General features: G+C 69.0%; 21 protein-coding genes and 1 tRNA gene. 6 read left to right on the plus strand and 16 right to left on the minus strand.

Translation table 11 applies throughout. The features are described 5' to 3' along the window. Window positions 1–38: 38 nt before the first annotated feature. The 3 genes from ACFSGX_RS09325 to ACFSGX_RS09335 form a co-directional block, all read right to left on the minus strand. A complete protein-coding gene (locus tag ACFSGX_RS09325) occupies window positions 39–509 on the minus strand; it encodes a hypothetical protein (protein ID WP_380929333.1) in 471 nt (156 codons plus the stop codon). Between the two features lie 11 nt (window positions 510–520). Then, window positions 521–1,417 carry a hypothetical protein gene (locus tag ACFSGX_RS09330; protein WP_380929335.1) on the minus strand — a complete coding sequence of 299 codons (897 nt, stop codon included), beginning with the start codon at window positions 1,415–1,417 and terminating at the stop codon, window positions 521–523. Window positions 1,418–1,633: 216 nt separating this feature from the next. Then, on the minus strand, window positions 1,634–2,095 hold the full coding sequence (locus ACFSGX_RS09335; RefSeq protein ID WP_380929337.1) for a hypothetical protein: 462 nt from the start codon (window positions 2,093–2,095) through the stop codon (window positions 1,634–1,636). A gap of 352 nt (window positions 2,096–2,447) precedes the next feature. Between ACFSGX_RS09335 and ACFSGX_RS09340 the strand changes: the two genes are divergently transcribed. Beyond that, window positions 2,448–3,944 (plus strand): phospholipase D-like domain-containing protein, encoded by a 1,497-nt coding sequence (locus ACFSGX_RS09340; RefSeq protein WP_380929339.1) that lies wholly within the window; start codon window positions 2,448–2,450, stop codon window positions 3,942–3,944. 90 nt (window positions 3,945–4,034) lie between these two features. Here ACFSGX_RS09340 and eda read toward each other — a convergent pair whose 3' ends face one another. From eda to zwf, 4 genes are read right to left on the minus strand one after another with little or no spacing between them, the layout of a single operon-like run. After that, window positions 4,035–4,649 (minus strand): bifunctional 4-hydroxy-2-oxoglutarate aldolase/2-dehydro-3-deoxy-phosphogluconate aldolase, encoded by a 615-nt coding sequence (eda, locus tag ACFSGX_RS09345; RefSeq protein WP_380929341.1) that lies wholly within the window; start codon window positions 4,647–4,649, stop codon window positions 4,035–4,037. Next, window positions 4,646–5,614, minus strand: a complete 969-nt coding sequence (gene glk / locus ACFSGX_RS09350; protein WP_380929343.1) for a glucokinase — start codon at window positions 5,612–5,614, stop codon at window positions 4,646–4,648. The genes eda and glk overlap by 4 nt, the downstream gene beginning before the upstream one ends. After that, a complete protein-coding gene (gene edd / locus ACFSGX_RS09355; RefSeq protein ID WP_380929345.1) occupies window positions 5,614–7,437 on the minus strand; it encodes a phosphogluconate dehydratase in 1,824 nt (607 codons plus the stop codon). The genes glk and edd overlap by 1 nt, the downstream gene beginning before the upstream one ends. Then, window positions 7,430–8,890, minus strand: coding sequence for a glucose-6-phosphate dehydrogenase (gene zwf, locus ACFSGX_RS09360; protein ID WP_380929347.1), 1,461 nt, complete (start codon window positions 8,888–8,890; stop codon window positions 7,430–7,432). Before zwf ends, edd begins: the two co-directional genes overlap by 8 nt. A 224-nt stretch (window positions 8,891–9,114) precedes the next feature. Between zwf and ACFSGX_RS09365 the strand changes: the two genes are divergently transcribed. After that, window positions 9,115–9,483, plus strand: coding sequence for a phasin family protein (locus ACFSGX_RS09365; RefSeq protein ID WP_380929349.1), 369 nt, complete (start codon window positions 9,115–9,117; stop codon window positions 9,481–9,483). 442 nt (window positions 9,484–9,925) lie between these two features. Here the strand turns inward: ACFSGX_RS09365 and ACFSGX_RS09370 are convergent, their stop codons facing one another. Together ACFSGX_RS09370 and ACFSGX_RS09375 are read right to left on the minus strand one after the other, a co-directional pair. Further along, complete coding sequence (locus tag ACFSGX_RS09370; RefSeq protein ID WP_380929350.1) at window positions 9,926–11,296, minus strand: sensor histidine kinase; 1,371 nt, start codon at window positions 11,294–11,296, stop codon at window positions 9,926–9,928. Continuing rightward, window positions 11,293–11,979: a response regulator gene (locus tag ACFSGX_RS09375; protein ID WP_380929351.1), complete on the minus strand. Its 687-nt coding sequence runs from the start codon at window positions 11,977–11,979 to the stop codon at window positions 11,293–11,295. Before ACFSGX_RS09375 ends, ACFSGX_RS09370 begins: the two co-directional genes overlap by 4 nt. A 125-nt stretch (window positions 11,980–12,104) precedes the next feature. Between ACFSGX_RS09375 and ACFSGX_RS09380 the strand changes: the two genes are divergently transcribed. From ACFSGX_RS09380 to ACFSGX_RS09390, 3 genes are all read left to right on the plus strand, one after another. Next, window positions 12,105–12,725, plus strand: coding sequence for a hypothetical protein (locus tag ACFSGX_RS09380; RefSeq protein ID WP_380929353.1), 621 nt, complete (start codon window positions 12,105–12,107; stop codon window positions 12,723–12,725). 129 nt (window positions 12,726–12,854) lie between these two features. Beyond that, window positions 12,855–13,607 carry an HAD-IIB family hydrolase gene (locus tag ACFSGX_RS09385; protein ID WP_380929355.1) on the plus strand — a complete coding sequence of 251 codons (753 nt, stop codon included), beginning with the start codon at window positions 12,855–12,857 and terminating at the stop codon, window positions 13,605–13,607. After that, the gene (locus ACFSGX_RS09390; protein WP_380929357.1) at window positions 13,607–14,242 is read left to right on the plus strand and encodes a flavin reductase family protein; all 636 of its coding nucleotides are present in this window, start codon (window positions 13,607–13,609) and stop codon (window positions 14,240–14,242) included. The genes ACFSGX_RS09385 and ACFSGX_RS09390 overlap by 1 nt, the downstream gene beginning before the upstream one ends. Window positions 14,243–14,329: 87 nt before the next feature. Here the strand turns inward: ACFSGX_RS09390 and fdhD are convergent, their stop codons facing one another. After that, window positions 14,330–15,127, minus strand: coding sequence for a formate dehydrogenase accessory sulfurtransferase FdhD (gene fdhD, locus ACFSGX_RS09395; protein WP_380929359.1), 798 nt, complete (start codon window positions 15,125–15,127; stop codon window positions 14,330–14,332). 59 nt (window positions 15,128–15,186) lie between these two features. Between fdhD and ACFSGX_RS09400 the strand changes: the two genes are divergently transcribed. Continuing rightward, complete coding sequence (locus tag ACFSGX_RS09400) at window positions 15,187–16,089, plus strand: diacylglycerol/lipid kinase family protein (protein ID WP_380929361.1); 903 nt, start codon at window positions 15,187–15,189, stop codon at window positions 16,087–16,089. A gap of 4 nt (window positions 16,090–16,093) precedes the next feature. On the opposite strand, the gene ACFSGX_RS09405 is transcribed toward ACFSGX_RS09400, so the two are convergent. From ACFSGX_RS09405 to ACFSGX_RS09430, 6 genes are all read right to left on the minus strand, one after another. Beyond that, entirely contained in the window at window positions 16,094–17,530 is a 1,437-nt protein-coding gene (locus tag ACFSGX_RS09405; protein ID WP_380929363.1) for an MATE family efflux transporter, read from the minus strand. Between the two features lie 67 nt (window positions 17,531–17,597). Continuing rightward, a complete protein-coding gene (locus ACFSGX_RS09410) occupies window positions 17,598–20,243 on the minus strand; it encodes a valine--tRNA ligase (protein ID WP_380929365.1) in 2,646 nt (881 codons plus the stop codon). 487 nt (window positions 20,244–20,730) lie between these two features. Next, a complete protein-coding gene (locus ACFSGX_RS09415; protein WP_380929367.1) occupies window positions 20,731–21,144 on the minus strand; it encodes a DUF2497 domain-containing protein in 414 nt (137 codons plus the stop codon). A 14-nt stretch (window positions 21,145–21,158) separates the two neighbouring features. Beyond that, the gene (locus tag ACFSGX_RS09420) at window positions 21,159–22,736 is read right to left on the minus strand and encodes a TolC family outer membrane protein (protein WP_380929368.1); all 1,578 of its coding nucleotides are present in this window, start codon (window positions 22,734–22,736) and stop codon (window positions 21,159–21,161) included. Between the two features lie 24 nt (window positions 22,737–22,760). Beyond that, entirely contained in the window at window positions 22,761–23,396 is a 636-nt protein-coding gene (locus ACFSGX_RS09425; protein ID WP_380929370.1) for a protein-L-isoaspartate O-methyltransferase family protein, read from the minus strand. Between the two features lie 138 nt (window positions 23,397–23,534). Beyond that, a tRNA-Cys gene (locus tag ACFSGX_RS09430) sits at window positions 23,535–23,608 on the minus strand. Window positions 23,609–23,685: the final 77 nt, after the last annotated feature.

A 23,685-nucleotide genomic window follows, 5' to 3' on the forward strand; every position in this document is an offset into this window, starting at 1 on the left:
TCGGCTTCGGTGGTAAAAGGATGGTCGGGTGCGGCGCGTCAGCGCAGCACGCCCTGGAAAGCGAACTGGCCGGATGCCCCCGCCGCGACCGGCGTCAGCCGCCAGCGGACGGCGACGACGTCGTCCGGCGTCGCGGGGCGCATCCCGCCGCCCGACGCCGCGGTGCGCAGCGTCGGCAGCGGTGCGAACGTCTTGCCGTCCAGCGACACTTCGGGGGCCGGCGTACCGGGCGCCACGCCGCGGAACGCGATGCCCTTGGGCACCGGGTTGGCCAGCACGACATCGTCGAGCGGCCGGCCGCTGGTGTTGCGATACGCCACGACGAACGTGACCCGGTCGCCCGGGATGACCTTCTGCGGCGTGACCATGTCGACGCGCGTCGTGCCGTCTGGGGCCGCCACGCGCTTCTCCACCAGCATCCGGCTGGTGATCTCCAGCGGCGGGGCCGCCACGGCCGCACTGGCCATCATGGCGACAAGCGCCAGGGTCGCGAATTTCACGATGTACATGTTGCTGTTCCTCACTGGATGATGACCTGGAAACTGATGGTGCGGGCGCCGCCGGCGGTCGGCAGCGCGACGGTGACGCGCGTGCCGTCGCACCCGCCCGGATCGCCGTCGTCCGCGTCGCTGATCGCGACATCGTCGAGCCGCAGGCTGCCGGGGACGTAGCGCGTGCCGGCCGGCACCGGATCGTCGACCCGCGCCGCCGTCGCGCCCACGCCCACCCGCGCGCGCAGCGTGTAGGTGACGACCGCGCCCGGCACGCCGCGCGCCGATCCGTCCGGCGCGCGAACAATCTGGCTCTTCTCGATCGAACCCTCGACCACCGCCGCCGTCAGCACCGGTTGGATCAGCGACGCGCTTCCGCCCGTCTGGCCGACCACTGCATCCGCACCGCCATCGCCTGCGCCCGCGAACACCGTGCCGGGCGCGTCCGCCCCGGTCGCCGTGCGCGCTTCGATCGTGACGTTGCCGTCCGCCGTCGCGTCGCTGCCCGCATTGGCCGACAGGATCACCACGAACGCCGCGGTGCCGCCCGCCGCGATCGGCGCGGTCGCGCCGCCGTCCACGATGCCGCCCTCGTCGGGTCTGCCGTCGCCGTCCGCGTCGCGCGCGATCGCCACAAACCGCCGCCCGGCGGGGACCACCGGCACGCTCAGCACGAACGCCTCGCGCCCGTTGCCGCGGTTGATCAGCAGGAACGGCACATGCGCCGGGTCCGCCGCCGCGATGTCGGGCCGCGCGGCCAGCGCCACGTCCAGCCGCTCGTCGATCGTGGTGGCCGCCTCGTTGCTGCGCGTGGCCAGGGACTGCTCGCCCGCGACATACTCGGCGTCGGCGACGTTGCGGATGACGACGCCAGCGCCGGTCCCGCCCTGCGCAGCGGCGACCGACGGCTGGCTTAGCCCGAGCATCGCCGCGATCCCGACGCAGACGCGCCGGACACCGCGATACCGCGTGCGAAAACCGCCCGATCCCCCGTCCTGTCGCAGAAAATTGCCCCCGGCGCCGTCGCGGCGCAGGAGGAAAATGCGATTGCGTGATTAATCGGGAACTAAAGAACCGAAGCGGTGTTTACACCGATCCGGTTCGACATTGCGACCTTCCGCTACACCTGATGGTCGTCGAACCTACGCTTGATCCGCCAGATAGCGCTCGATCGCCGCGGCCGCCTTGTCGCTCAGCGCGACCTCCACCCGGCGCCGGTCGCCGACATCGTCGGTCCGGACGACCAGTTCCAGCCGTGCCAGCTGCTCGATCCAGCGCTGCGACGTTGTGATCGGCGCATCCGCGGCGGACACCAGCGTCTTCACGTGCATCGTCCGGCGCTCCGCCCGCGCGACATACAGCGTCAGCAGCATGTCCCAGGCCGGCTCGTGGAACAGTTCGGCCGGGAAAAACGCGCGTCTGCGCCGGCGATGCTCGCGCAGTTCCCGGCACCGCATCAGGATGTCCCCCTGCGCGACCGGTTCGTCCACCACGCTCGGCACTGCCGCGATCCGGTCGGCACGCGCCTCCAGTTCGTCGGCCAGCTCGCGCAATTCACACGAAAGGTCGCGGACCTTCTGCTGGACGAGTCCCGTCTTTAACATAGCCCCCGACCGAACAGGACTAACGCTACATTTACCAATTCACACATCGTCGAAACCCCCGCCCGAACAATTGAACCATATTGATCAGATTATTCGGAACGTATCAAACTGTTGCCGATCGCGTTTAGACCAACGTCTATGATCTACTGACCGCGGCGCGCGCATTTCATGGAACCAGTCAAAACCATTTGATTCCGGTCGATGGATGTTTTCGACTTTGGTCGCTCCTCACAGGTCCGTTTCTTACCGGCTCCCCGAATCACGATGTTCGTCGCACCGGCAGCGGCGCGGATTCTGCGGTTTCTCGCTCACGCGGCTTGCCGTCCGCGCGCCAGTCGTCAAAAGACCGGGAATGAGCGATCCCGATCCAGCCACCCCGGATTTCTTCCGCCCCGGCCACAACAGCTGGTGCGTCGACCAGGCCGATCGGTTCGCCGTCGTGATCGACGCCGCCAACTATTTCCGGCGCGCGCGCGAAGCGATGATGAAGGCCGAACGCCGCATCATGCTCGTCGGCTGGGATTTCGACGCCCGCATCAAACTGCGCGGCGAACCGCTCGAACCCGGCGAGCCCGAGACGGTCGGCGAGTTCATCCTCTGGCTCGTCGAACGCAAGCCGACACTTGAAGTCTTTCTCCTCCGCTGGGACATGGGCGCGATCAAGTCGCTGTTCCGCGGCCGCACGATCTTCACGCTGCTCCGCTGGATGCGCCACCCGCGCATCCATACCAAGCTCGACGGCAAGCACCCGACCGGCGCGTCGCATCACCAGAAGATCGTCGTGATCGACGACATGTTCGCCTTCTGCGGCGGCATCGACATGACGTCGGACCGCTGGGACGACCGCCACCATGCCGACGGCAATCCGTTCCGCGTCCGCCCCAACGGCACGCCGCACCCGCCCTGGCACGACGCGACCAGCGCGATGTCCGGCCCGATCACGCAACGCTTCGGCGACATGGTCCGCCACCGCTGGATGCTGGCCGGGGGCATGAAGGTCGACGCGGTCATGGGCGGCGTCGATTGCTGGCCGGACTCGCTCGACCCCGATTTCCGCGACGTGCCGGTCGCCATCGCGCGCACCCATCCCGACATGCCCGACCTCGAACCGGTCCACGAGATCGAGCAGCTCTATCTCGACATGATCGCGGCCGCGCGCCGGCACATCTATGCCGAAAGCCAGTATTTCGCGTCGCGCCGCATCGCCGAGGCGATCGTGAAGCGCCTGCAGGAGCCCGACGGTCCCGAGATCGTGCTGGTCAATCCGCTGACCGCCAATGGCTGGCTCGAACCGATCGCGATGGACACCGCCCGCTCGCGGCTGGTCGAGGCGATGCGCAAGCTCGATCCGCACCAGCGGTTCCGGATCTACCACCCCTTCACGCGCGACGGCGAGGCGATCTACGTCCACGCCAAGGTGATGATCGTCGACGAACACATGATCCGCGTCGGCTCGTCCAACATGAACAACCGCTCGCTCCGACTCGACACCGAATGCGACGTCGCGGTCGATCTGCGCGCGGACGAGGAAGATCCGCGCCGCGCCCGGATCGGCGCGATCCGCAACTCGCTGATCGCCGAGCATCTGGGTGCCGAACAGGATAAGGTCGCCGACCATATCCAGGCGACCGGATCGCTCATCGCCACGATCGAGGCCCTCCGCGGCCCCGGTCGCTCGCTCCGCCCCTACGAGACGCCCGACCTCGGCACCGTGGAGAAATGGCTCGCCGACAACGAGATCCTCGACCCCGAAGGCCCCGGTGAAATGTTCGAAGGCCTCTCCAAACGCGGCCTCTTCCGCCGCGCCCACGCGTGGCGCGCGGCTAGGCGCGAACGGCGCGGGCGCTAAAACCCCGCCCAGTTCCCCGGCGAAGGCCGGGGCCTAGACGCAACCGCTTCACCTAGGCCCCGGCCTCCGCCGGGGCACAACGCCAAACCCTCAGCGCACCAACGCAGCCGCAGCCTCAGCCGCCGCCCGCACAGCGTCAGCATCCAGATCGCCAGCCGGCACCAGCCAGGACCCACCCACACACAACACCTGCGGGATGGCCAGCCACTCCGCCGCAGTCGCCTGCGTCACGCCCCCCGTGGGACAGATCGCGATCTTCCCGAACGGCCCGAGCAGGCTCTTGAGTGCCGGAATGCCGCCATTGGCCACCGCAGGGAAGAACTTGAAATGCCGCAACCCAAGATCCAGCCCGAGCATGATGTCGCTCGCATTCGCCACGCCCGGCAGGAACGCGATGTCCGCCGCATCCGCCGCCTTCGCCAGCTTCTTCGTCAGCCCCGGCGACACGATGAACGTCGCCCCCGCATCCTGCGCGCGCGCCAGGTCGTCCGCGTTCAGCACGGTGCCCGCACCCACGATCGCGCCCTCGACCTTCGCCATCTCACGGATCACCTCCAGCGCGCTCTCGGTGCGCAACGTCACCTCCAGCACCGGCAGGCCGCCGGCGACCAGCGCCTCCGCGATCGGGCGGGCGTGGGCCGCATCCTCGATCACCAGCACCGGGATCACGGGGGCCGCCCGCATGACCTTTTCGACGGATTTCATGCCGGGTACGCTCCTGCAAAGGCAGCCGCCGCCCCGAACAGGCCCGGCTGCGGATGGGTGATGAACTTGACCGGCATCGCCGACATGATCCGCTCGAACCGCCCTTTTGCGACGAACCGCTCGGCAAAGCCAGACGTCGGCAGATGATCCGCGATCCGCAGGCCCAGACCGCCCGCGATCACCACCGCATGCGCGCCGTGCGCCAGCGCCAGATCGCCCGACACCGCACCCAGGCTCAGGCAGAACCGATCGAGTGCCGCCGCCGCCCGGCTGTCGCTGCCGTCCAGTGCAGCGGCCCACAGCATCTTATCGTCGCGATAATGTTTCGCGGTCCCATGCGGATCGGGCAACGCTTCGTAGATATTGACCAGCCCCGGTCCCGACACGATCCGTTCGATCGACACGCGGCGATACTGCTTGCGCAGCGCCGCCAGCATGCGGTCCTCCAGCGCATCCAACGGCGCGAAATCGACATGCCCGCCCTCGCACGGCAGCACCTGATAACCGCTCGCGGTCCGCAGCAGATGCGCGACGCCCAGCCCGGTCCCCGGCCCGACGATCGTGATCATCCCCGTCTCGGGCAACCCCACATTCGGACCACACAGATGGCGCAAATCACCCTCGCCCACCTGCGCCACGGCATGCGCCACCGCCTCGAAATCATTGACCAGGACATAGTCGTCCACCCCCAGCCGCGACTTGATCAGCGCCGGGCGGATCACCCAGGGATTGTTGGTCAGCTTCAGCACCTCGCCGCCGATCGGCGTGGCGACCGCGATGCCCGCCGCGCGCGGGATCGGCCGGCGCATTTCCTCGCCCGCAGCCTCCCACGCCAGCCGCAGACTGCCATGTTCCGCGGTCTTCAGCGTCACCGGTTCACCCAGCGACTGCACGCGCCCGCCGCTCACCTCGGCAATCGCGAAGCGTGCGTGGGTTCCGCCGATGTCGACGGCGACGATTTCCATTACAATCCTCCTGCGGCCAGCATGGCCGATGCGCCGCGTTCCGCCTCGTCCGCACCGTGGCGCATGAACGCGAACAGTTCGCGCCCCGTGCCGATCGGTGCCGGCGGCGGCGACGCATCCACCCTGGCCGCCCATGTCTCCGCATCGACCAGCACGTCCAGCGTTCCGCGATCACCCGACACGCGGATCAGGTCGCCGTCCTGCACGCGCGCCAGCGGCCCGCCCGCCAGCGCCTCGGGCGACACGTGGATCGCCGCCGGAACCTTGCCCGACGCGCCCGACATCCGCCCGTCGGTGACCAGCGCCACCCGGAACCCGCGATCCTGCAGGATGCCGAGCGGCGTCGTCAGCTTGTGCAGTTCCGGCATCCCGTTCGCGCGCGGCCCCTGGAACCGCATCACCAGCACCAGATCGCCGGTCAGCGTGCCGGCCTTGAACGCCTCCAGCACCGCATCCTGATCGGTGAACACCCGCGCCGGCGCCTCGATCGTCCAGCGTTCCGGGTCGACCGCACTCGTCTTCATCGTCGCCCGGCCTAGATTGCCCTGCACCAGCCGCATGCCGCCATCGGGCAGGAACGGATCGGACACCGGCCGCAACATCGTGCGGTCGAGCGGCTCGGCCGGCCCGTCGACCCAGGTCAGCCCATCGTCGACCAGCAACGGATCGCGCGCATAGGCCTCCAGGCCCCCCTCCGCGATCGTCAGGATGTCGGCATGCAGCAGCCCGTGGTCGATCAGCGTGCGGATCACATAGGCCATCCCGCCCGCCGCCTGAAAATGGTTCACGTCGCCCGATCCGTTCGGATAGACCCGCGCGATCAGCGGCACGACCGCCGACAGCCGGTCGATATCCTCCCAGTCGATGACGATCCCCGCCGCCCGCGCGATCGCCGGAATGTGGATCGCATGGTTGGTCGACCCACCCGTCGCGAGCAGCCCGACCACCGCGTTCACGATCGCTTTCTCGTCCACGCAATGCCCGAGCGGCCGGTAATCGTTCCCGTCCCAGCCAATCGCCGCCACACGCTGCGTCGCCGCCCGCGTCAGTTCGGTGCGCAGCCGCGTCCCCGGATTGACGAAAGCCGCGCCCGGCACGTGCAGGCCCATCACCTCCATCATCATCTGGTTGCTGTTGGCCGTACCGTAGAAGGTGCAGGTCCCCGCGCCGTGATAGCTGGCCGACTCCGCCTCCAGCAGCTCGGCGCGCCCAACCTTGCCCTCGGCATAGAGCTGCCGGACGCGCTGCTTCTCTTTGTTCGCCAGCCCCGACGGCATCGGCCCGGCCGGCACCAGCACGGTCGGCAAATGCCCGAACCGGAGCGCGCCCATCAGCAGCCCCGGCACGATCTTGTCGCAGATGCCGAGCAGCGCCGCGCCCTCGAACATCCCGTGGCTGAGGCCGATCGCGGTCGACATCGCGATCGTATCGCGGCTGAACAGCGACAGCTCCATGCCCGCCTGACCCTGCGTCACGCCGTCGCACATCGCCGGCACCGCGCCCGCCACCTGCGCCGTGGCACCCACCTCGCGCGCGAACAGCTTCATCTGTTCGGGGTAGCGGTGGTACGGCTGATGCGCCGACAGCATGTCGTTGTACGCGGTGACGATCCCGATGTTCATCGCCCCGCCCGCGCGGATCACCGCCTTGTCCTCGCCGCTCGCCGCAAAGCCGTGCGCCAGGTTGCCGCAGCCCATCCGGCTGCGATCCACGCCATGGTCCCGCGCGCGCGCGATCTGGTCGAGATAGGCGGTCCGCCCCTCCCGCGATCGTTCGATGATCCGCTCCGTGACGGCGGCGACGACGGTTGCGATCTCAGTCATTCCAGCTCACCCCGTCCCGCTCGGTCAGCGCGATCGCCGCCGATGGCCCCCATGTCCCCGCCGCATAGGGTTTCGGCTCCATCCCGTTGGCGCCCCAGCCGGCGCGGATCCCGTCGATCCACTCCCACTGCGCCTCCACCTCGTCGCGCCGCACGAACAAAGTCGGGTCGCCCTCGATCAGGTCGAGCATCAGCCGCTCATACGCGATCCGCCGGCGCGTATCGGCAAAGGCATTGGCCATTCCGATATCCAGCGGCACCTCGCGCAACCGGATCCCGTCGCGGTCCAGCCCCGGCACCTTCGTCATCATCGTCAGGCGGATATTCTCCGCGGGTTGCAACCGGATGACCAACCGGTTCGGCTGCGTCACGGCGCCCTTGGTGGCGAAGATCGAATGCGGCACCGGCTTGAACTGGATCACAATTTCCGAATGGCGCGACGGCATCCGCTTGCCGGTCCGCATGTAGAACGGCACCCCGGCCCAGCGCCAGTTGTCGACATGCGCCTTGATCGCCACGAACGTCTCGGTCGACGATTGCCGGCCCAGCTCGGTCGCATATCCCGCCACCGGCTGCCCGGCGACCGCACCCTCGCCATATTGCCCGATCACGCTGTTGCGCGCCGCATCGACCGCATCGATCCGGCGCAGCGAGCGCAGCACCTTCACCTTTTCATCGCGGATCGCGGTCGCGTCGAACTGCGCGGGCGGCTCCATCGCCACCAGCGCGAGCAGCTGGAGCATATGGTTCTGCAGCATGTCGCGCAGGCTGCCGGACCCGTCGAAATAGCCGGTCCGGCCCTCCAGCCCGACCGTCTCGGCGACCGTGATCTGGACATGGTCGATGCCCGTCGCGTTCCACAACGGCTCGAACAGCGTGTTGGCAAAGCGCAGCGCGAGCAGGTTCTGCACCGTCTCCTTGCCCAGATAATGGTCGATCCGGAACGTCCGCTCCTCCGGAAACACCGCCGCGACCGCATCGTTGATCACCCGGCTCGACGCCAGGTCCGCGCCCAGCGGCTTCTCCAGCGCCAGCCGCACCTCCGGCCCGGTCAGCCCGGCATGGCTCAGCCCGGCGATCGTCGCGCCGAACAGGCTCGGCGCGGTCGACAGAAAGATCGACAGCCCGGTCCGGCCGGCGTCGCCCACCGCATCGGCCAGCGCCACGAACTGTTCCGGGTCCGCCGCATCGACCGGTACGTAGCGCAGCCGATCGAGGAACCGCGTCACCGCGGCGGGCACCAGCCGCTCGACGTCGATATGCTCTTCCAGCGCCTGCGCCGCGACCGCGCGATAGCCCTCGTCGTCCAGCGTGCTGCGCGCCGTCCCGACGATGGTCAGGCTAGGCGGCAGCAACCCGTCCGCGTCCAGCCCGAACAACGACGGCAGCAGCATCCGCTGCGCCAGGTCGCCGGTCGCGCCGAACAGCAACAGTGCGTCCGAAGGATGCTGCATCGTCTCGGTCCTCTCGTCTCCGGCCATGCCGGTCGCCCGTCATCGCCGCGGGCATTTGCCTCCTACCCCGACGTTGACAACCTTGTCATCCTCGTTCGAACCCGTTGACGGCGTCCGCCCGCCGCTTCGCCGCGAACGGCGGAGGGAGCCCATCGCTTCTTGATCTGTTATAACGAATGCCGACGTCGCCACGCAGGACGACGTCACAGCTCAGGAGAGTGATGATGACCGATCAAGCCCGTAACGCCGCCGACGCGATGACCGGATCGATGAAGGACGCGACCGATCAGCTGAAGGCAGCCGGCGGCAAGGCGGCCGAAACCTCGAAGGAACTGAACGGCAAGATCCTCGACCAGGCCGAAACCAACGTCCGCGAAGCCTTCGCCGCGCTCCGCGCCGCCGCGTCTGCCGGCTCGATGGGCGACGTTCTCAAGGTCCAGGGCGACTATGTCCGCGAACAAAGCGCGCGCAACATGGAACAGGCCAAGGAAATCGGCGAAATGATCGCCAATTTCGGCCGCACCGCGATGTCCGGCATGGGCAACATGCCCGGCATGGGGAACATCCCCGGCATGGGCGGCAACAAGAACTGACGTGAGCAGCGCCCGCCTGCGCCGAGAAGGCGCGGGCGGGCGTACTTCTCCACGTAAATTACCTCATTCAAAGAACCGCCTATCCCGAGCGAAGTCGAGGGACCCGTCGAGCGCAGCCGAGACGCCAACAGCGTCGCGCTCGAAAGCCGATGGTCTAACACCACCCCAAAACCCGTTCGGTTCGAGCCTGTCGAGAACGCCCCCGAAGTCACACAGCAAGCTGTCACCGGAGAAGGGTGGGCAAGAAACTTCAATAGCTCCCCCAAGCCCGCTTATGCCGAACGAAGTCGAGGCACCCGTCGAGCCCAGCCGAGACGCCGCCACCACCGCAACCGCAACGCCGCTACTCGAGCCCCAACCCCAACCCCGTTTGGTTCGAGCCTGTCGAGAACCCTGCGCAGGGTTCTCGACAGGCTCGAACCAAACGGGGGGGCCGACTTAATCACCCCCCAACCGGCGCAGGCAAGACCAACACCGCCCGCACCCCGCCCAACGCCCCCCGCCCCAGCTCCAAATTCCCCCCATACAACTCCGCCAGCTCCCGCGTGATCGGCAGCCCGAACCCATGCCCATCCCCCCGCTCGTCCAGCCGCCGCCCCGGCACCATCGCCTCCTCCGCCGCGGCGCCCGACAACCCCGGTCCGTCATCCTCGATCGCGATCCGCACCATCGCCCCCGCGCGCTCCGCCGTCACCTCCAGCCGCCCCGCCGCATGCCGCCAGCCATTGTCGAGCAGGTTGCCGATCATCTCCGACAGATCCTGCGCATCCACCGCCACCGCGACATCCGAACCGACCGACACAGTCACCGCCAAGGCCCGCTCCGCATGCACGCGCTCCAGCACCGCGACCAGGTCCCCCACCGCCGGCGCGAGCGCGGTCCGCAGCCGCTGCGCAGCCCCCGGTGCTACCGCCCGCGCGCGGCCCAGATGGTGCCGCACCTGCGAATCGATCCGCGCCACCATTTCGCCCAGCGTCCCGTCCGGGTCACGCCCCGGTTCCGCCAGCCGCACGCCCAGCGCCGCCAGCGGCGTCTTCAGCCCATGCGCCAGGTTCGCGACATGCCGCCGTGCATGATCAAGCCCCGCCGCGTTCTGCACGATCAGCGCGTTCAGTTCCGCCACCACCGGCGTCAGCTCGGTCGGCTGGTCGTCCGGCACCTGTTGCCGCCGCCCCGCACGCACGTCCGCCAACGCCCCCGCCAATCCGCGCAACGGCCGCAACCCCACGCGCACCTGCACGATCGTCGCCGTCGCCAGCGCCAGCCCCAGCAGCCCCAGCGACAGCAGCAACGGCGTCATCGCCGCACGCAACGGCTGCGTCACCACCGCCCGCGGCCCGCCCGCCGTCACCGTCACCGTGCCCCGCGCCGTCGCCAGCGCTACCTGCCGATAATGCAGCGCACCGCCCGCCGTGCGCACATCCCCCGGCCACGCCCCGTCGCGATCACCGGGACCACCGGGTCCAGGCCCAAACCCAGGCCGCCGCACCGGCATCGCGGTCGGCACAACTCCATCCGCGACCCCACTCGCCCGCACCACACCACCTGGCTCGTCGATCCGCCAGAACCAGCCTGACCCAGCCTCCCCGAACGGCGGCAGGTCGACCACGCGCGCCGCATCCAGGGTCCCGTCCGCCCGCACAGCACGCGTCAGCACGGACAGCTGCGCATCCAGACGCTGGTCGAACCCGGTCATCACGAACCGTTCCAGCACCCCACCGATCGCGAACCCCGCGAACAGCAAAGCGGCCAGCGTCACGACGGTCGAGATCGCCAGCAGCCGCCCGACCAGCGACCGCGGCACCACCCTCACGCGGCAGAGCCCGCGGCACCCGCAGCATCCGCAGTCAGCCGATATCCCCGACCACGCACCGTCTCGATCATTTCCGGCCCAATCTTCCGCCGCAGCCGCCCGATGATCACCTCGATCGAATTGGAATCGACGTCAGCATCGCCCTCGTACACCCGCTCGATCAGGTCGCCGCGCTCCACCACCACCTCCTTGCGCAGCATCAGCGTCGACAGCACGCGCCACTCGAACGCCGTCAGCTTCAGCGGCAAACCATCGCGCTCGAACGTCCCGATCTGCGCATCGAACAGGATCGGGCCGCAGACGATCTGCGCCGACGCATGCCCCGCCGCCCGCCGCACCAGCGCCCGCAACCGCATCACCAGCTCCTCCACGCGGAACGGTTTCACCAGATAATCGTCCGCCCCCGCCTTGAACCCCTCGACCTTCGCCGACCACCCGTCGCGCGCGGTCAGGATCAGCACCGGCAGGTTGCGCCCCTCCGCCCGCCAGTCGCGCAGCACGGACACCCCGTCGCGCCGCGGCAGGCCCAGGTCGAGCACCGCCGCATCGTACCGCTCGGTCGACCCCAGATGCCCGCCATCCTCGCCATTGTCCGCCACGTCGACCGCAAAGCTTTCCGCCCGCAACGCGCGCGCGATCCCGTCCGCCAGCACCGCGTCGTCCTCGACCAGCAATATCCGCATCGCCTCAGTCTCCTCGCCGCCCGCCTATGCCGTCCGACTAAACCCAAACTGAACGCCGCGGTTCAGCGTCGGTGGTCCCGGCTCCGCTAAATCGAGTCGCATCGCAACCGTACAGGAACAGTCCGATGACACAGACCACCGACTCGAAACTCTTCCAGCGCCTCGGCCGTGGCCGCACCGCGCTCACCGCCGCCGTGCTGCTCGCCGTCGGCGGCGGGGCCGGCGCACTGGCCGTCAACGCCTACACCCCGTCCGCCACCATGGCGCCCGCGACCCCCACCGCGATCCGCGCGCTCGGCACCGAAGGGATCGTCACGATCCGCGGCCGCATCGCGGAGGTCTACGGCGACCGCTTCATCGTCGCCGACCCGACCGGCCGCATGCTGGTCGATGCCGGCCCCGACGCGGGCAGCTTCGCGGTCGGCCAGCCGATCACCGTCCAGGGCCGCTTCGACGACGGCTCCGTCCACGCCGCCTTCCTGGTCGACGCCGCCGGCAAGGTCCGTCAGGTCGGCCCGCTCGGTGCCCCGCCCCACGGTCCGGGCGGTCCCGGTGGCCCAGGCGGCCCAGGCGGTCCCGACCTACGCGGCGGCCCGGCCGGTCCCGACCGCGCACCCCCGCCCCCGCCGCCCGGCGCCACCGCGATGGTCGCACCGCCCGCCGCAGCACCGGCGCCGACCGCGCCGGCGACCACGACCGTCGCGAACCCAGCCACCCCAGCCGCCGCGCCCACCACGGTCCGCTGACCCGGCCCGCGCGCCGCACTCCCGACAAAGGGGTGCGGCGCGCCTTCCACGATTGCCCGAACCGCCTTCCCCCACTATCTGTCGCCCGACCGATGCCCGACCCCCGGGCCCGCAAAAGGTGATGCCCGCATGAAGCAGCTGATCGCATTCGACCTCGACGGAACGCTGGCCGAGAGCAAGCAGGCGATCGACGCGGAAATGGCCTCGCTGCTCGCCCGGCTCACCTCCGTCGCGACCGTGGCCGTCATCTCCGGCGGCGACTGGCCGCAGTTCGAATCGCAGCTGATCGGCAACCTGCCCAAGGAAGCCGACCTCTCGCGCCTGCTCGCCATGCCGACGTCGGGCACGAAGCTCTACCGCAACGAGGGCGCTGGCTGGACGCAGATATATGCCGACAACTTCAGCCCGGAAGAGCGGGACACCATCCTCGCCGCACTCGACAAGGCGATCGTCGAGGCCGGGTTGCAGGACGATCCCGCTTGGGGCGACAAGATCGAGGACCGCGGCAGCCAGATCACCTTCTCCGCGCTCGGTCAGCAGGCCCCGCTTGACGCCAAGCACGCCTGGGATCCCGATTTCGCCAAGCGCAAGAAGATGCAGGCGATCCTCGAACCGGTCCTGCCCGAATTCACCGTCCGCACCGGCGGCTCCACCTCGCTCGACATCACGCGCAAGGGCATCGACAAGGCATACGGCATCCGGCGCCTGTCGGAGATCACCGGCATCGCGACGACCGACATGATCTTCATGGGCGACGCGATCTATCCGGGCGGCAACGATTACGCCGTGCGCGCCGCGGGCGTCGATTCGGTCGCGATCCGCGACGTCACGGAAACCAAGCGCGTGATCGAGGGCATCCTGTTCTGCCTCTCGGCTGCCTGATGTCTTCAGGGTCGGCGGGCGACACGCATTTCTACGAACCGTCCGCCGGTCACCGCCTGCCGCATGATCCGTTCAAGGCGATCGTTGCCCCCCGCCCGATCGGCTGGATCTCGACCGTCGACCCCGACGGCCGCCCGAACCTCGCGCCCTACAGCTATTTCAACGCGGTGTGCGACGTGCCGCCGATGATCCTGTTCTCCAGCAACGGTCGCAAGGACACGCTCCGCAATGCGGAGGCGACCGGCTGCTTCGTCTGGAACCTCGCCACCCGCCCGCTCGCCGAACGGATGAACGAAACGTCCGCCCCGGTCGCACCGGACGTCGACGAATTCGTCCGCGCCGGCCTCACCGCGACGCCTAGCCGGCTGGTCCCCGCCCCGCGCGTGGCCGAAAGCCCCGCCGCGCTCGAATGCCGCGTGCTCCAGGTGATCCCGCTCGCCGACCTCGACGGCGCATCGGCCGACCACTTCATGGTCGTCGGCCAGGTCGTCGGCGTCCACATCGACCCCGCCTATCTCCGCGACGGCCTCTTCGACACCGCCGCCGCCCAACCCATCCTCCGCGCCGGCTACCGCGGCGACTACGCCACGATCGACGCGGCGAACATGTTCGAACTGATCCGCCCGACGAGTTGAGCATGAGGGGTTCCCCGGCGTAGGCCGGGGCCTAGACACAACCGCTTCACCCAGGCCCCGGCCTTCGCCGGGGAACACAACCGCCGATCAAACCGCCGCCAGCACCGCATCGGCCCGCGCCAGCGCCACCAACCGCACCCCGGCCCCCGCCGCCCGCGTCACCGCCAGACTCGTCGGCGCAGAGATCGTCACCAGCATCGGACACTTCGCCAGCGCCGCCTTCTCGACCAGTTCATAGGAACAGCGCGCCGACAACAACGCGAACCCCCCGTCCCACTCCAAGCCCCCACGCGCCATCGCACCGAGCAGCTTGTCGAACGCATTATGCCGCCCGATATCCTCCCGCACCGCCCGGATCTCCCCGTCCGCCGTACAACAGGCCGCGGCATGCACCGCCCCCGTCATCCTGTTCAAAGGCTGCAAAGCCCGCAACGAACCCAGCGCCCGAAACACCGCCGCATCCGTCACCGGCGCACCCGGCGCCACCATCGGCAACACCCGCAGCGCCTGCTCCAGATTCTCGATCCCGCACAGGCCGCAGCTGCTCTCCGAAACCCGATGCCGCACCCGTTCCAGCACGCGCTCCACCCGCTCCGGCACCAGCGTGATGCGCAGCACCATCCCCTGCGGCGCGGGATGCGCGACGACGTCCAGCACATCCGCCGCATCGTCGATCAAGCGCTCCGACAGACAGAACCCGTAAGCGAAATCCTCCAGCGCGGTCGGCGTCGCCATCATCACCGCATAGCCGAGCCCGTTCACCTCCACGGCGACCGGCATCTCCACCGCCAGCGCGCGCATCGTCGGCACCGCAGGGCCGTCCGGTACGATCCGCAGGAACGCCGCATCGACGGTCGCCTGCGGCATGACCGGGTCGTCTGTCATTCTATCGATCCACTATTCTGCTATGGGTCCGAAACTACCAGAAGGGCGTTACCGGCTGCATGAACGACCGACCCTTACCCCGCCAGGCCGTCCTGATCGTCAACGCGCGCTCGCGCAAGGGACGCAAGCTGTTCCGCCGCGCCGCGCGCAGCCTGAAGGCGGCGGGGGTCGAGATCATCCGCTCCCACGCCGTGCGCGACCCCGCCAAGCTCAAGGTCCATGTCTGCGAAGCGGTCGCGGACGGGGCGCCGATGGTGATCGTCGGAGGCGGCGACGGGTCGCTATCCTCCTCGGTCGATCACCTCGTCGGCCACGACACGGTGTTCGCACTGCTCCCGCTCGGCACCGCGAACAGCTTCGCGCGCACGCTCGGGATCCCGCTCGACCTCGACGGCGCGATCGACGTCATCGCCAACGGCCAGCGCCGCCGCATCGATCTCGGCATGATCGACGACGATTATTACGCCAACTGCGCCACGCTCGGCATCGCGCCGCTGATCGCCGAAACCGTGCCCCACGGCCTGAAGAAGATTCTCGGCCGCCCCGGCTATCTCGCCTGGGCCGCCTACCAGATGCTGCGCTTCAAGCCGTTCCGCCTGACCATCGGCGAAGGGGAAAACGCCGAAACGCTCGACGCGCTCGAGGTTCGTGTCGCCAACGGCAACTATCATGGCGGTACCGAAATCGTCGACACCGCCTCGGTCGACTCCGGCCAGATCGTCGTTCAGGTCGTGACCGGCACGATGCGCGGTCGCCTCGCCTGGTCCTGGATCGCCAGCGTCCTGAAACTGGAAGCGCGCAAGGGCACGATGCGCGAATTCCACGGCCGCGAGATCCGCATCGCCACCGACCGCCCGATGCCCGTCTCGATCGACGGCGAACTCCTCGCCACCACCCCGTTCACCGCCCGCATCGCCCGCGCGGTGATCGACGTGGCAGCGCCCGCCTCTGCAACCCCCTAAACCGTCAGCCGGTAGGCCGATCCCGCCCCGCCGCATCGGCATCCGCCAAAGCCGTCTCGCGCCCCGCCTCCGGCAACAGACTTCCCCGTCGCCACGTCCCGCGCAGATAGTAGGCCGTCGCCAGCAGCAACGAAGCGGTCATCCCGACCGGAAAACTCCACCACAGCGCATCCGTCCCCAGCACCGGCTGCAACAGCCGCGCAAACCCCAGCCGCACCGGCAGCAGCGTGATCGCCAGGATAATCAGCGGCGCCACCACCGCCCCGTTCGCGCGCACCGTGGAAAACAGTACCATCGTCACGCCGAACAGCACGAAGCTCCACCCCGCGATCAGGTGGATATGCGCTGCGATCGGGATCGCCGGGCTCCCCGACGCGAGGAACAGCCCCAGCGCCGCACGATCCACCAGCGTCGTCACCACCACCATCGCTCCGGTCAGCGCCAGGTTCGTCACGATGCCCGCCCGCGTGATCGCGCCGATCCGGTCCCACCGCCCCGCGCCGATATTCTGCGCCGCCATCGCGCTCACCGCAGCACCGATCGCCATCGCCGGCATCTGGATATAGGTCCACAGCTGCAACGCCACGCCGTACGCCGCCGTCGTGACCAGCCCCTGCCGGTTGACCAGCCCGATCATTGCCAGCCCCGACACCGACACCACCATCATCTGCAACCCGAGCGGCGCGCCCTTCGCCAGGATCGCGCGCAGCAGCACCGGATTGGGGATCAGATACCGCCACTCCCGCCCGCGCAGCCGGATCGGCAGGTCGCGCGCGTAGATGTAGATCAGCAGCGCCCCCAGCCCGACATGGTTGGCGATCAGCGTCGCCGTCGCCGACCCCGCAATCCCCATCGCCGGGATCGGTCCCGCTCCCGCGATCAGGATCGGGTTCAACCCGCTGTCCACCACCGTCGACACCACCATGAACCAGAGCGGCGTCAGCGAATCGCCCGTGCCCCGCAGCCCCATCATCAGCAGCACGAGCAGAAACGCCGCGGGCATCGACAGGAAAATGACGCGCAGATAGATCAGCGCCAGGTCCTGCACCGCCGGCGGCGTCGCGAGCAGCCGCAGCAATTGCGGCGCGAACACCCAGCCGAGCAGCGCGATCACGAACGATCCGCCGACTAGCATCCCGATCGCCGACCCCAGCGACCGCCGCGCCGCGTCCGGATCGCCACGCCCCGTCGCCTGCCCGACCAGGATCGTCGCTGCCATCCCGAACCCGAACACCGCCGCGAACATCAGAAACATGATCAGGTTCGCATTGGACGTCGCGGCCAGCGCCCCCTCGCCCAGATACCGCCCGACCCAGATCGCGTTGATCGACCCGTTGAGCGACTGCAACACGTTCGAACCGAGCGTCGGCAACGCGAACATCAGCAACGCCGGCGTGATCGCCCCGGTCGTCAGATTGGGCCGGCTGCCGTGCGTCGCCATCTCGATGTCTTTCCTACCTGCGGGAGTGGGGGGCGCGGCCGGGGCCGACGTCGCCCCAGCCGCTACCTCACCCCAACCGCGCCAAAGCCGCCCGCAACCGGTCCGCCTCCGCGGAGCGCAGCGCATGATCCTCACGCGCCTTGGCCACCGCATCCGGCTTCGCGCGCTCGACGAACGCCGCGCTGCCAAGTCGCCCGGCCAGCGCATCGCGCTCCTTCTCCGCCACCGCGATCCCCTTCGCCAGCCGCGCCCGCTCCGCCTCGAGGTCGATGACCCCGTCGAGCGGCAGCACGAACGTCGCCTCGTCGACCACCACCTGCGCCGCCCCGCCGGTCGCGGCCTCGAACGACACCGCCTCGATCCGCGCCAGCCGCGCCAGCACAGCGGCTTGCGACGCCAGCCGCGCCCGCGTCACCTCCGACGCATCGCGCACATGTGCCACCAGCTTCGCCCCCGGCGGCACGTTCAGCTCCGCCCGCGCCGCGCGGATCTCGCCCACCAGCCGGATCGTCCAGTCGATCTCCTGGCTCGCCGCCGGATCCATCGCGCCCGCATCCGCCATCGGCCAGGCCGCAACGATCAGGTCATGATCGCGCGCCGCCAGCGCGTGCCACAGTTCCTCGGTGATGAACGGCATGAACGGATGCAGCATGACCAGGATCTGGTCGAGCACCCAGCCCGCCAAGGCCCGCGTCTCCGCCGCGGCACCCGCGTCCGCCTCGGCACCCAGCGCCGGCTTGATCAGCTCCAGATACCAGTCGCAGAACGTCGCCCACACGAACTGGTAAACCGTGTTCGCCGCCTCGTCGAACCGCAGGTCGGCCAGCGCCAGGTCCAGCGCCTGCACCGTCTTCGCCGTCTCGCCCAGGATCCAGCGGTTGACCGCCTGCTCCGCGCGCGGCGGCTCCAGCATCGTCGATCCGCCGATCCCGTTCGACTGCGCGAACCGCGCCGCATTCCACAACTTCGTCGCGAAGTTCCGGTATCCCTCGACGCGCCGCTCATCCAGCTTGATGTCGCGCCCCTGGCTCTCCATCGCCGCCATCGTGAAGCGCAGCGCATCCGCCCCGTACCGGTCGATCAGCCCGAGCGGATCGACGGTATTGCCCTTCGACTTGGACATCTTCGCCCCGTCCGGCGCGCGCACCAGCCCATGCAGGTACAGCGTCCGGAAGGGCACCTCCCCCATGAACTCCAGCCCCTGCATGATCATCCGCGCATCCCAGAAGAACAGGATGTCGAACCCGGAAATCAGCACGTCGTTCGGATAATGCTTGCCGAGTTTCGTGGTCTCATCGGGCCACCCCAGCGTCCCGAACGGCCACAACGCCGACGAGAACCACGTGTCGAGCACGTCCTCATCCTGCGTCAGCACGCGATCGTCGCCGGCCTGCGCCCGTGCCCCGGCCTCGTCCAGCGCGACGAAGGCATTGCCCTCCGCATCGAACCAAGCCGGGATCCGGTGCCCCCACCACAGCTGCCGTGACACGCACCACGGCTGGATATTGTCGAGCCAGTTGTAATAGGTCTTGGTCCAGCTCTCCGGCACGACCTTGATCGCGCCCGACCGCACCGCTTCGATCGCCGGCCCGGCCAGCGTCTTGGCATCGACATACCATTGGTCGGTCAGCCACGGCTCGATCACCACGCCCGACCGGTCGCCATAGGGCGTCTGGATCGTGCGATCCTCGACCCGGTCGAGCAACCCCGCTTCCTCCAGCGCCGCCACCACCGCGACGCGCGCGTCCTTCACCGAGAGGCCGAGATACGCGTCGGGGATCAACCCGTCCGCCACCTGCACCACCCGCGCTTTCGCATCGAGCATGTTGAGCATCTCGCCCGCCGCGAACCCGGCGCGCCGCCCGACCTCGAAATCGTTGAAGTCGTGCCCCGGCGTGATCTTGACCGCGCCCGACCCCAGCTCCGGATCGGCATGCTCGTCCGCCACGATCGCGATCGACCGCCCCGTGATCGGCAGCGTCACGCGCTTGCCGACCAGCGCGGTGTAACGCTCGTCGGTCGGATGCACCGCGACCATCATGTCGGCCAGCAGCGTCTCCGGCCGCGTCGTCGCGACGGAAATGAAACCCGACCCATCCTCCAGCGGATAGCGCAGGTGGTAGAATTTGCCCTGCACCTCGCGCGCCTCGACCTCCAGGTCCGAGATCGCGGTGCCCAGCCCCGGGTCCCAGTTCACCAGCCGCTTGTCGCGGTAGATCAGCCCCTTGGCATGCAGGTCGACGAACACCTTCAGCACCGCGCGCGAGAAACCCGGGTCCATCGTGAACCGCTCGTTCGCCCAGTCGCACGACGCGCCCAGCCGGCGCAGCTGCCCGGTGATCGTACCGCCGCTCTCCTCCTTCCACGCCCACACCCGCTCGACGAACTGCTCGCGCGTCAGGTCGGTGCGCTTGCTCCCCGCGGCATTCATCTGCCGCTCGACCACCATCTGCGTCGCGATGCCGGCATGGTCGGTGCCGACCACCCACAACGCATCCTTCCCCTTCAACCGCGCATGGCGGACGAGGATGTCCTGCAACGTATTGTCGAGCGCATGGCCGATGTGCAGCGAGCCCGTAACGTTCGGCGGCGGAATGACGATCGTGAACGGCTCCGCCTCGGGCCGCTCCGGCCGGAACCCGTTCGTGCTCTCCCAATGGGAATACCAGCGCGCCTCAATGGCCGCGGGGTCGAATGTCTTGTCGATCGTCATGCGACCAGCCTTAGCGGGGCGTCGTGGCGTCCGAAAGTGTTTCGGGCGGGGTGATGGTGATCGGTACGCGTCCCAGAGGCCTCGCTACCACGAACACCGCGACCCCCTCCTCAACCGTTCGTCCTGAGTAGGGGCTGAGCGAACTCGAAGACCCGTATCGAAGGACAGGCACAGCGCCGGACCAAGTCCCGCCACGCGCGGATCGGCCGCTCAACCCTCAACCCCTACCCCCGTTCGGTTCGAGCCTGTCGAGAACGCCGCGCAACGTTCTCGACAGGCTCGAACCGAACGGCGTGGGAATAGAATGCCAGAGCACCCAAACCCGCCCATCCCGAGCGAAGTCGAGGGCCCCCTTCGAGCGCAGCCGAGAAGCGTGAAGGTAGAAGACCTCGGCTTCGCTCGGTCGGTCCCTCGACTGCGCTCGGGATGGACGGTGAGTGGTAGGGAGATAAATTAGCCGAGAGCGTGAAGTCCGCAGCCCAAACCCTCAGCCCTGCTTCCCGGTAATCCGCGCAATCTCACGCGCCACCAAGGTCTCCACCACCTCGGGCAGCCGCGCGTCGAGCCATTCCTTCAGCATCGGGCGCAGCATCTCGCGCACCATGCCCTCCAGCGTATTCTCGCTCGGCCCCGCACCACGCACGACGAGCGCAGACAGCAGATCCAGCGACTGCTTGCTCGCCACAACCGCATCGGGCGACACCAGAGCCGGCGCCGGCTCGGTCAGTTCCAGCACGTCACACGGAGGCGGCGGCACATCCACAGGCGGGGCGGCAGCGACCGAATCCTGCACCGGCCGGCGCGGGCGCGGCGGCACGACCGCCGCGCCGTCATCGGCGATGATGCGTTTGATGGAAGCCAGTATATCTTCCATCGACGGTTCCTGACGTACGTCCCCCATGGCCCCGCTATCCATCATCTGACGGGCGGTGTCACGGGGTTTGCGCGGACCGGCGGGGGCACGTCGCGCGACGCCGCCGGCACCGCCGGCCCGTACGCGCTCTGCGGCAGTACGACCTGCGTCGGCGACGGCAGCGCGGCGGTCGATGCCGCCACCGGCACCGGCGCCGGATCGTCGTTCCAGTCGCTTAGCGAACGCCGCGCCTGACGGTAGCTGATCGTCGGATCGTACAGCGGCCCACCGTCCAGCCCCAGGTCGCGCGCCTCCGCCCGGCCGATCGCGGCGAGCAGCGCGAACCCGGCGACATACGCATCGCGCCGCGCCGTCACCAGCTGCACCCGCACGTTCAGCAATTCCTGTTCGGCGTTCAGCACGTCGAGCACGTTGCGCGTCCCCACGCTGTTCTCCGCCCGCACGCCTTCCAGCGCCAGCTCGCTCGCCGACACCGCGCGTTCGGACGACGCGATCACGCCAAGCGCCGCGGCGTAGAGCGAATAGGTCGCCCGCGAATCGGCAACCACCGACCGTTCGACCAGCGCGATCTGCTCGATCGCCTGGCTCGACCGCGCCTGCGCCTGCCGCACGCGCGCCGCGGGCAACCCGCCCTGATACAGCGGCAGGCTCGCGCTCAGCCCGATCGTCGCGGTCTTCTGCGACTGCTGCGCCGACTCGACGATCGTCCCCGGCTGCGTCGGATCGCCCGTGCCGCCGCCCGGATTGACCACCACTGATCCGGGCCGCGATCCGATGAAGTTGGTGTAGCTGCCCTGCGCGAAGCCCGACAGCGTGGGCAGCCGCGATGCCTTCGCGGTCCGAATGTCGAAATTTGCCGCCCGCGCCGCCGCCCGCGCCGCGATCAGGTCCGGGTTGTTCTCGATCGCCAGGTCGGCCGCCGCATCGGCATTGGCCGGGAACCGCGGCAGCGGCGGCGGCGGTTCCAGCGCGTCCGGCGTCGTGCCGATAATGCGGAGGTAGTTCTCGCGGCTCGAATCGAGCTGCGCCAGCGCGGACTGCAGCTGGCTCTGCGCGATCGACAGTCGCGCCTGCGATTGGGCGACGTCGGTGCGGGTCAGGTCGCCGACCTCGAACCGGTCGCTCGATGCCTGCACGTTGGTTTCGAGCACGCGGACGTTGCCGCGGTTCAGCTCGACGATCGCCAGGTCGCGGATCACGTCCATGTAGCTGCCGACCGCCTGGACGAAGATGTTCGCCTCGGTCGACCGCAGCTGCGCACGTCCCGAATCGACGCGCGCATCGGCCGCCCGGATCGAACTCTTGACGCCGCCACCCTGATAGAGCGGCACGCTGGCATTCAGCCCGGCATTCAGCGACCGCGCCGGCGAGAACTGTCCGCCAATGCCGCGCAGCACGAACTCGCTGTAGCTGCCGCTACCCGCCAGCGTCGGCCGGCCCTGCGACAATGCGATCGCGACATTCTCGTCCGTCGCGCGCTGCCCGGCGCGCGCACCGGTCAACGTCGGGTTGCCATTATAGGTGCGGACCAGCGCCTCGCGCAGCGTCGCGCCCATCGCGGGGGTCGCAACCGACGCCAGCATCGCCGCCACCGCGACCGCCTTCGTTCCTGCCGTCATGCCGTCCCGCCCCCGCTCGATCGTTCAGAATGTAAAGACAGGCGGCGCCGCGAACCCCGGCAGCACGACCGCCTCGGCGTCCGCCACCGTCACCAGCCCGAACCCGTTGCCCGCGCGCCGGCCGATCGCCAGCCGCGTCACACCGCGCTCGATCAGCCCGGTCGCCAGCCGACCGCCATCGACCAGCTGCTCGCTGATCGCCGCCGGCACCGCATCGACCGCCCCGTCGATCAGGATCAGGTCGTACGGCGCACTCGCCGCCCAGCCGGCGTTCAGCGGCCCGGACACATAGCTCACGCCCGCGGTCTGGACGGGCACCAGCGCCACGTCCTCCTCCAGCGCGACGACGGAGGCGACCAGCGGCGCGATCACCGCGGCGGCATAGCCGGTCGCCGATCCGACGATCAGCACACGGTCGCTCGCCACCGGACGCGCCTCGGCCAGCAGCCGTGCGGTCGCCAGCGGCGCGTTCAGCCAGCGTCCGTTCGCCAGCGGCACCGGCCGGTCGGTATAGGCCGCGGCCATCGCGTCCGCCGCGACGAACCGTTCGCGCGGCACCTCGGACAGCACCGCAAGCAAGCGTGGCTCGCTGACGGTGTTGGTGCGCAACTGGCTGTCCACCATGGCGCGTCGCATCTGGTCATAATCTGGATGGGTCACGGAAAGCCTCGTCGCACGACTGTATTGAATAGGCAACACAGCTGGCCGCCCGTTCGTCGTCTATCCTGTCGTTTTCGTCGCGCCAAGCGCGAAGCGCCGCATCGGCGTTTCCGTCCACGATATTGCCAGCGGAAAGGCTGGAGGCCCGACCGGGAATCGAACCCGGGTGCGAGGATTTGCAGTCCTCTACGTCACCACTCCGCCATCGGGCCAAACCGTGGGGAGGCGCGCATTTGCAAGGCTTTCGCCCGTGGGTCAACCCGAACTTCGCGCGACCGATGGCAAAACC

This window comes from Sphingomonas arantia, from assembly GCF_042682045.1.
GTDB classification, from domain to species: domain Bacteria; phylum Pseudomonadota; class Alphaproteobacteria; order Sphingomonadales; family Sphingomonadaceae; genus Sphingomonas_R; species Sphingomonas_R arantia.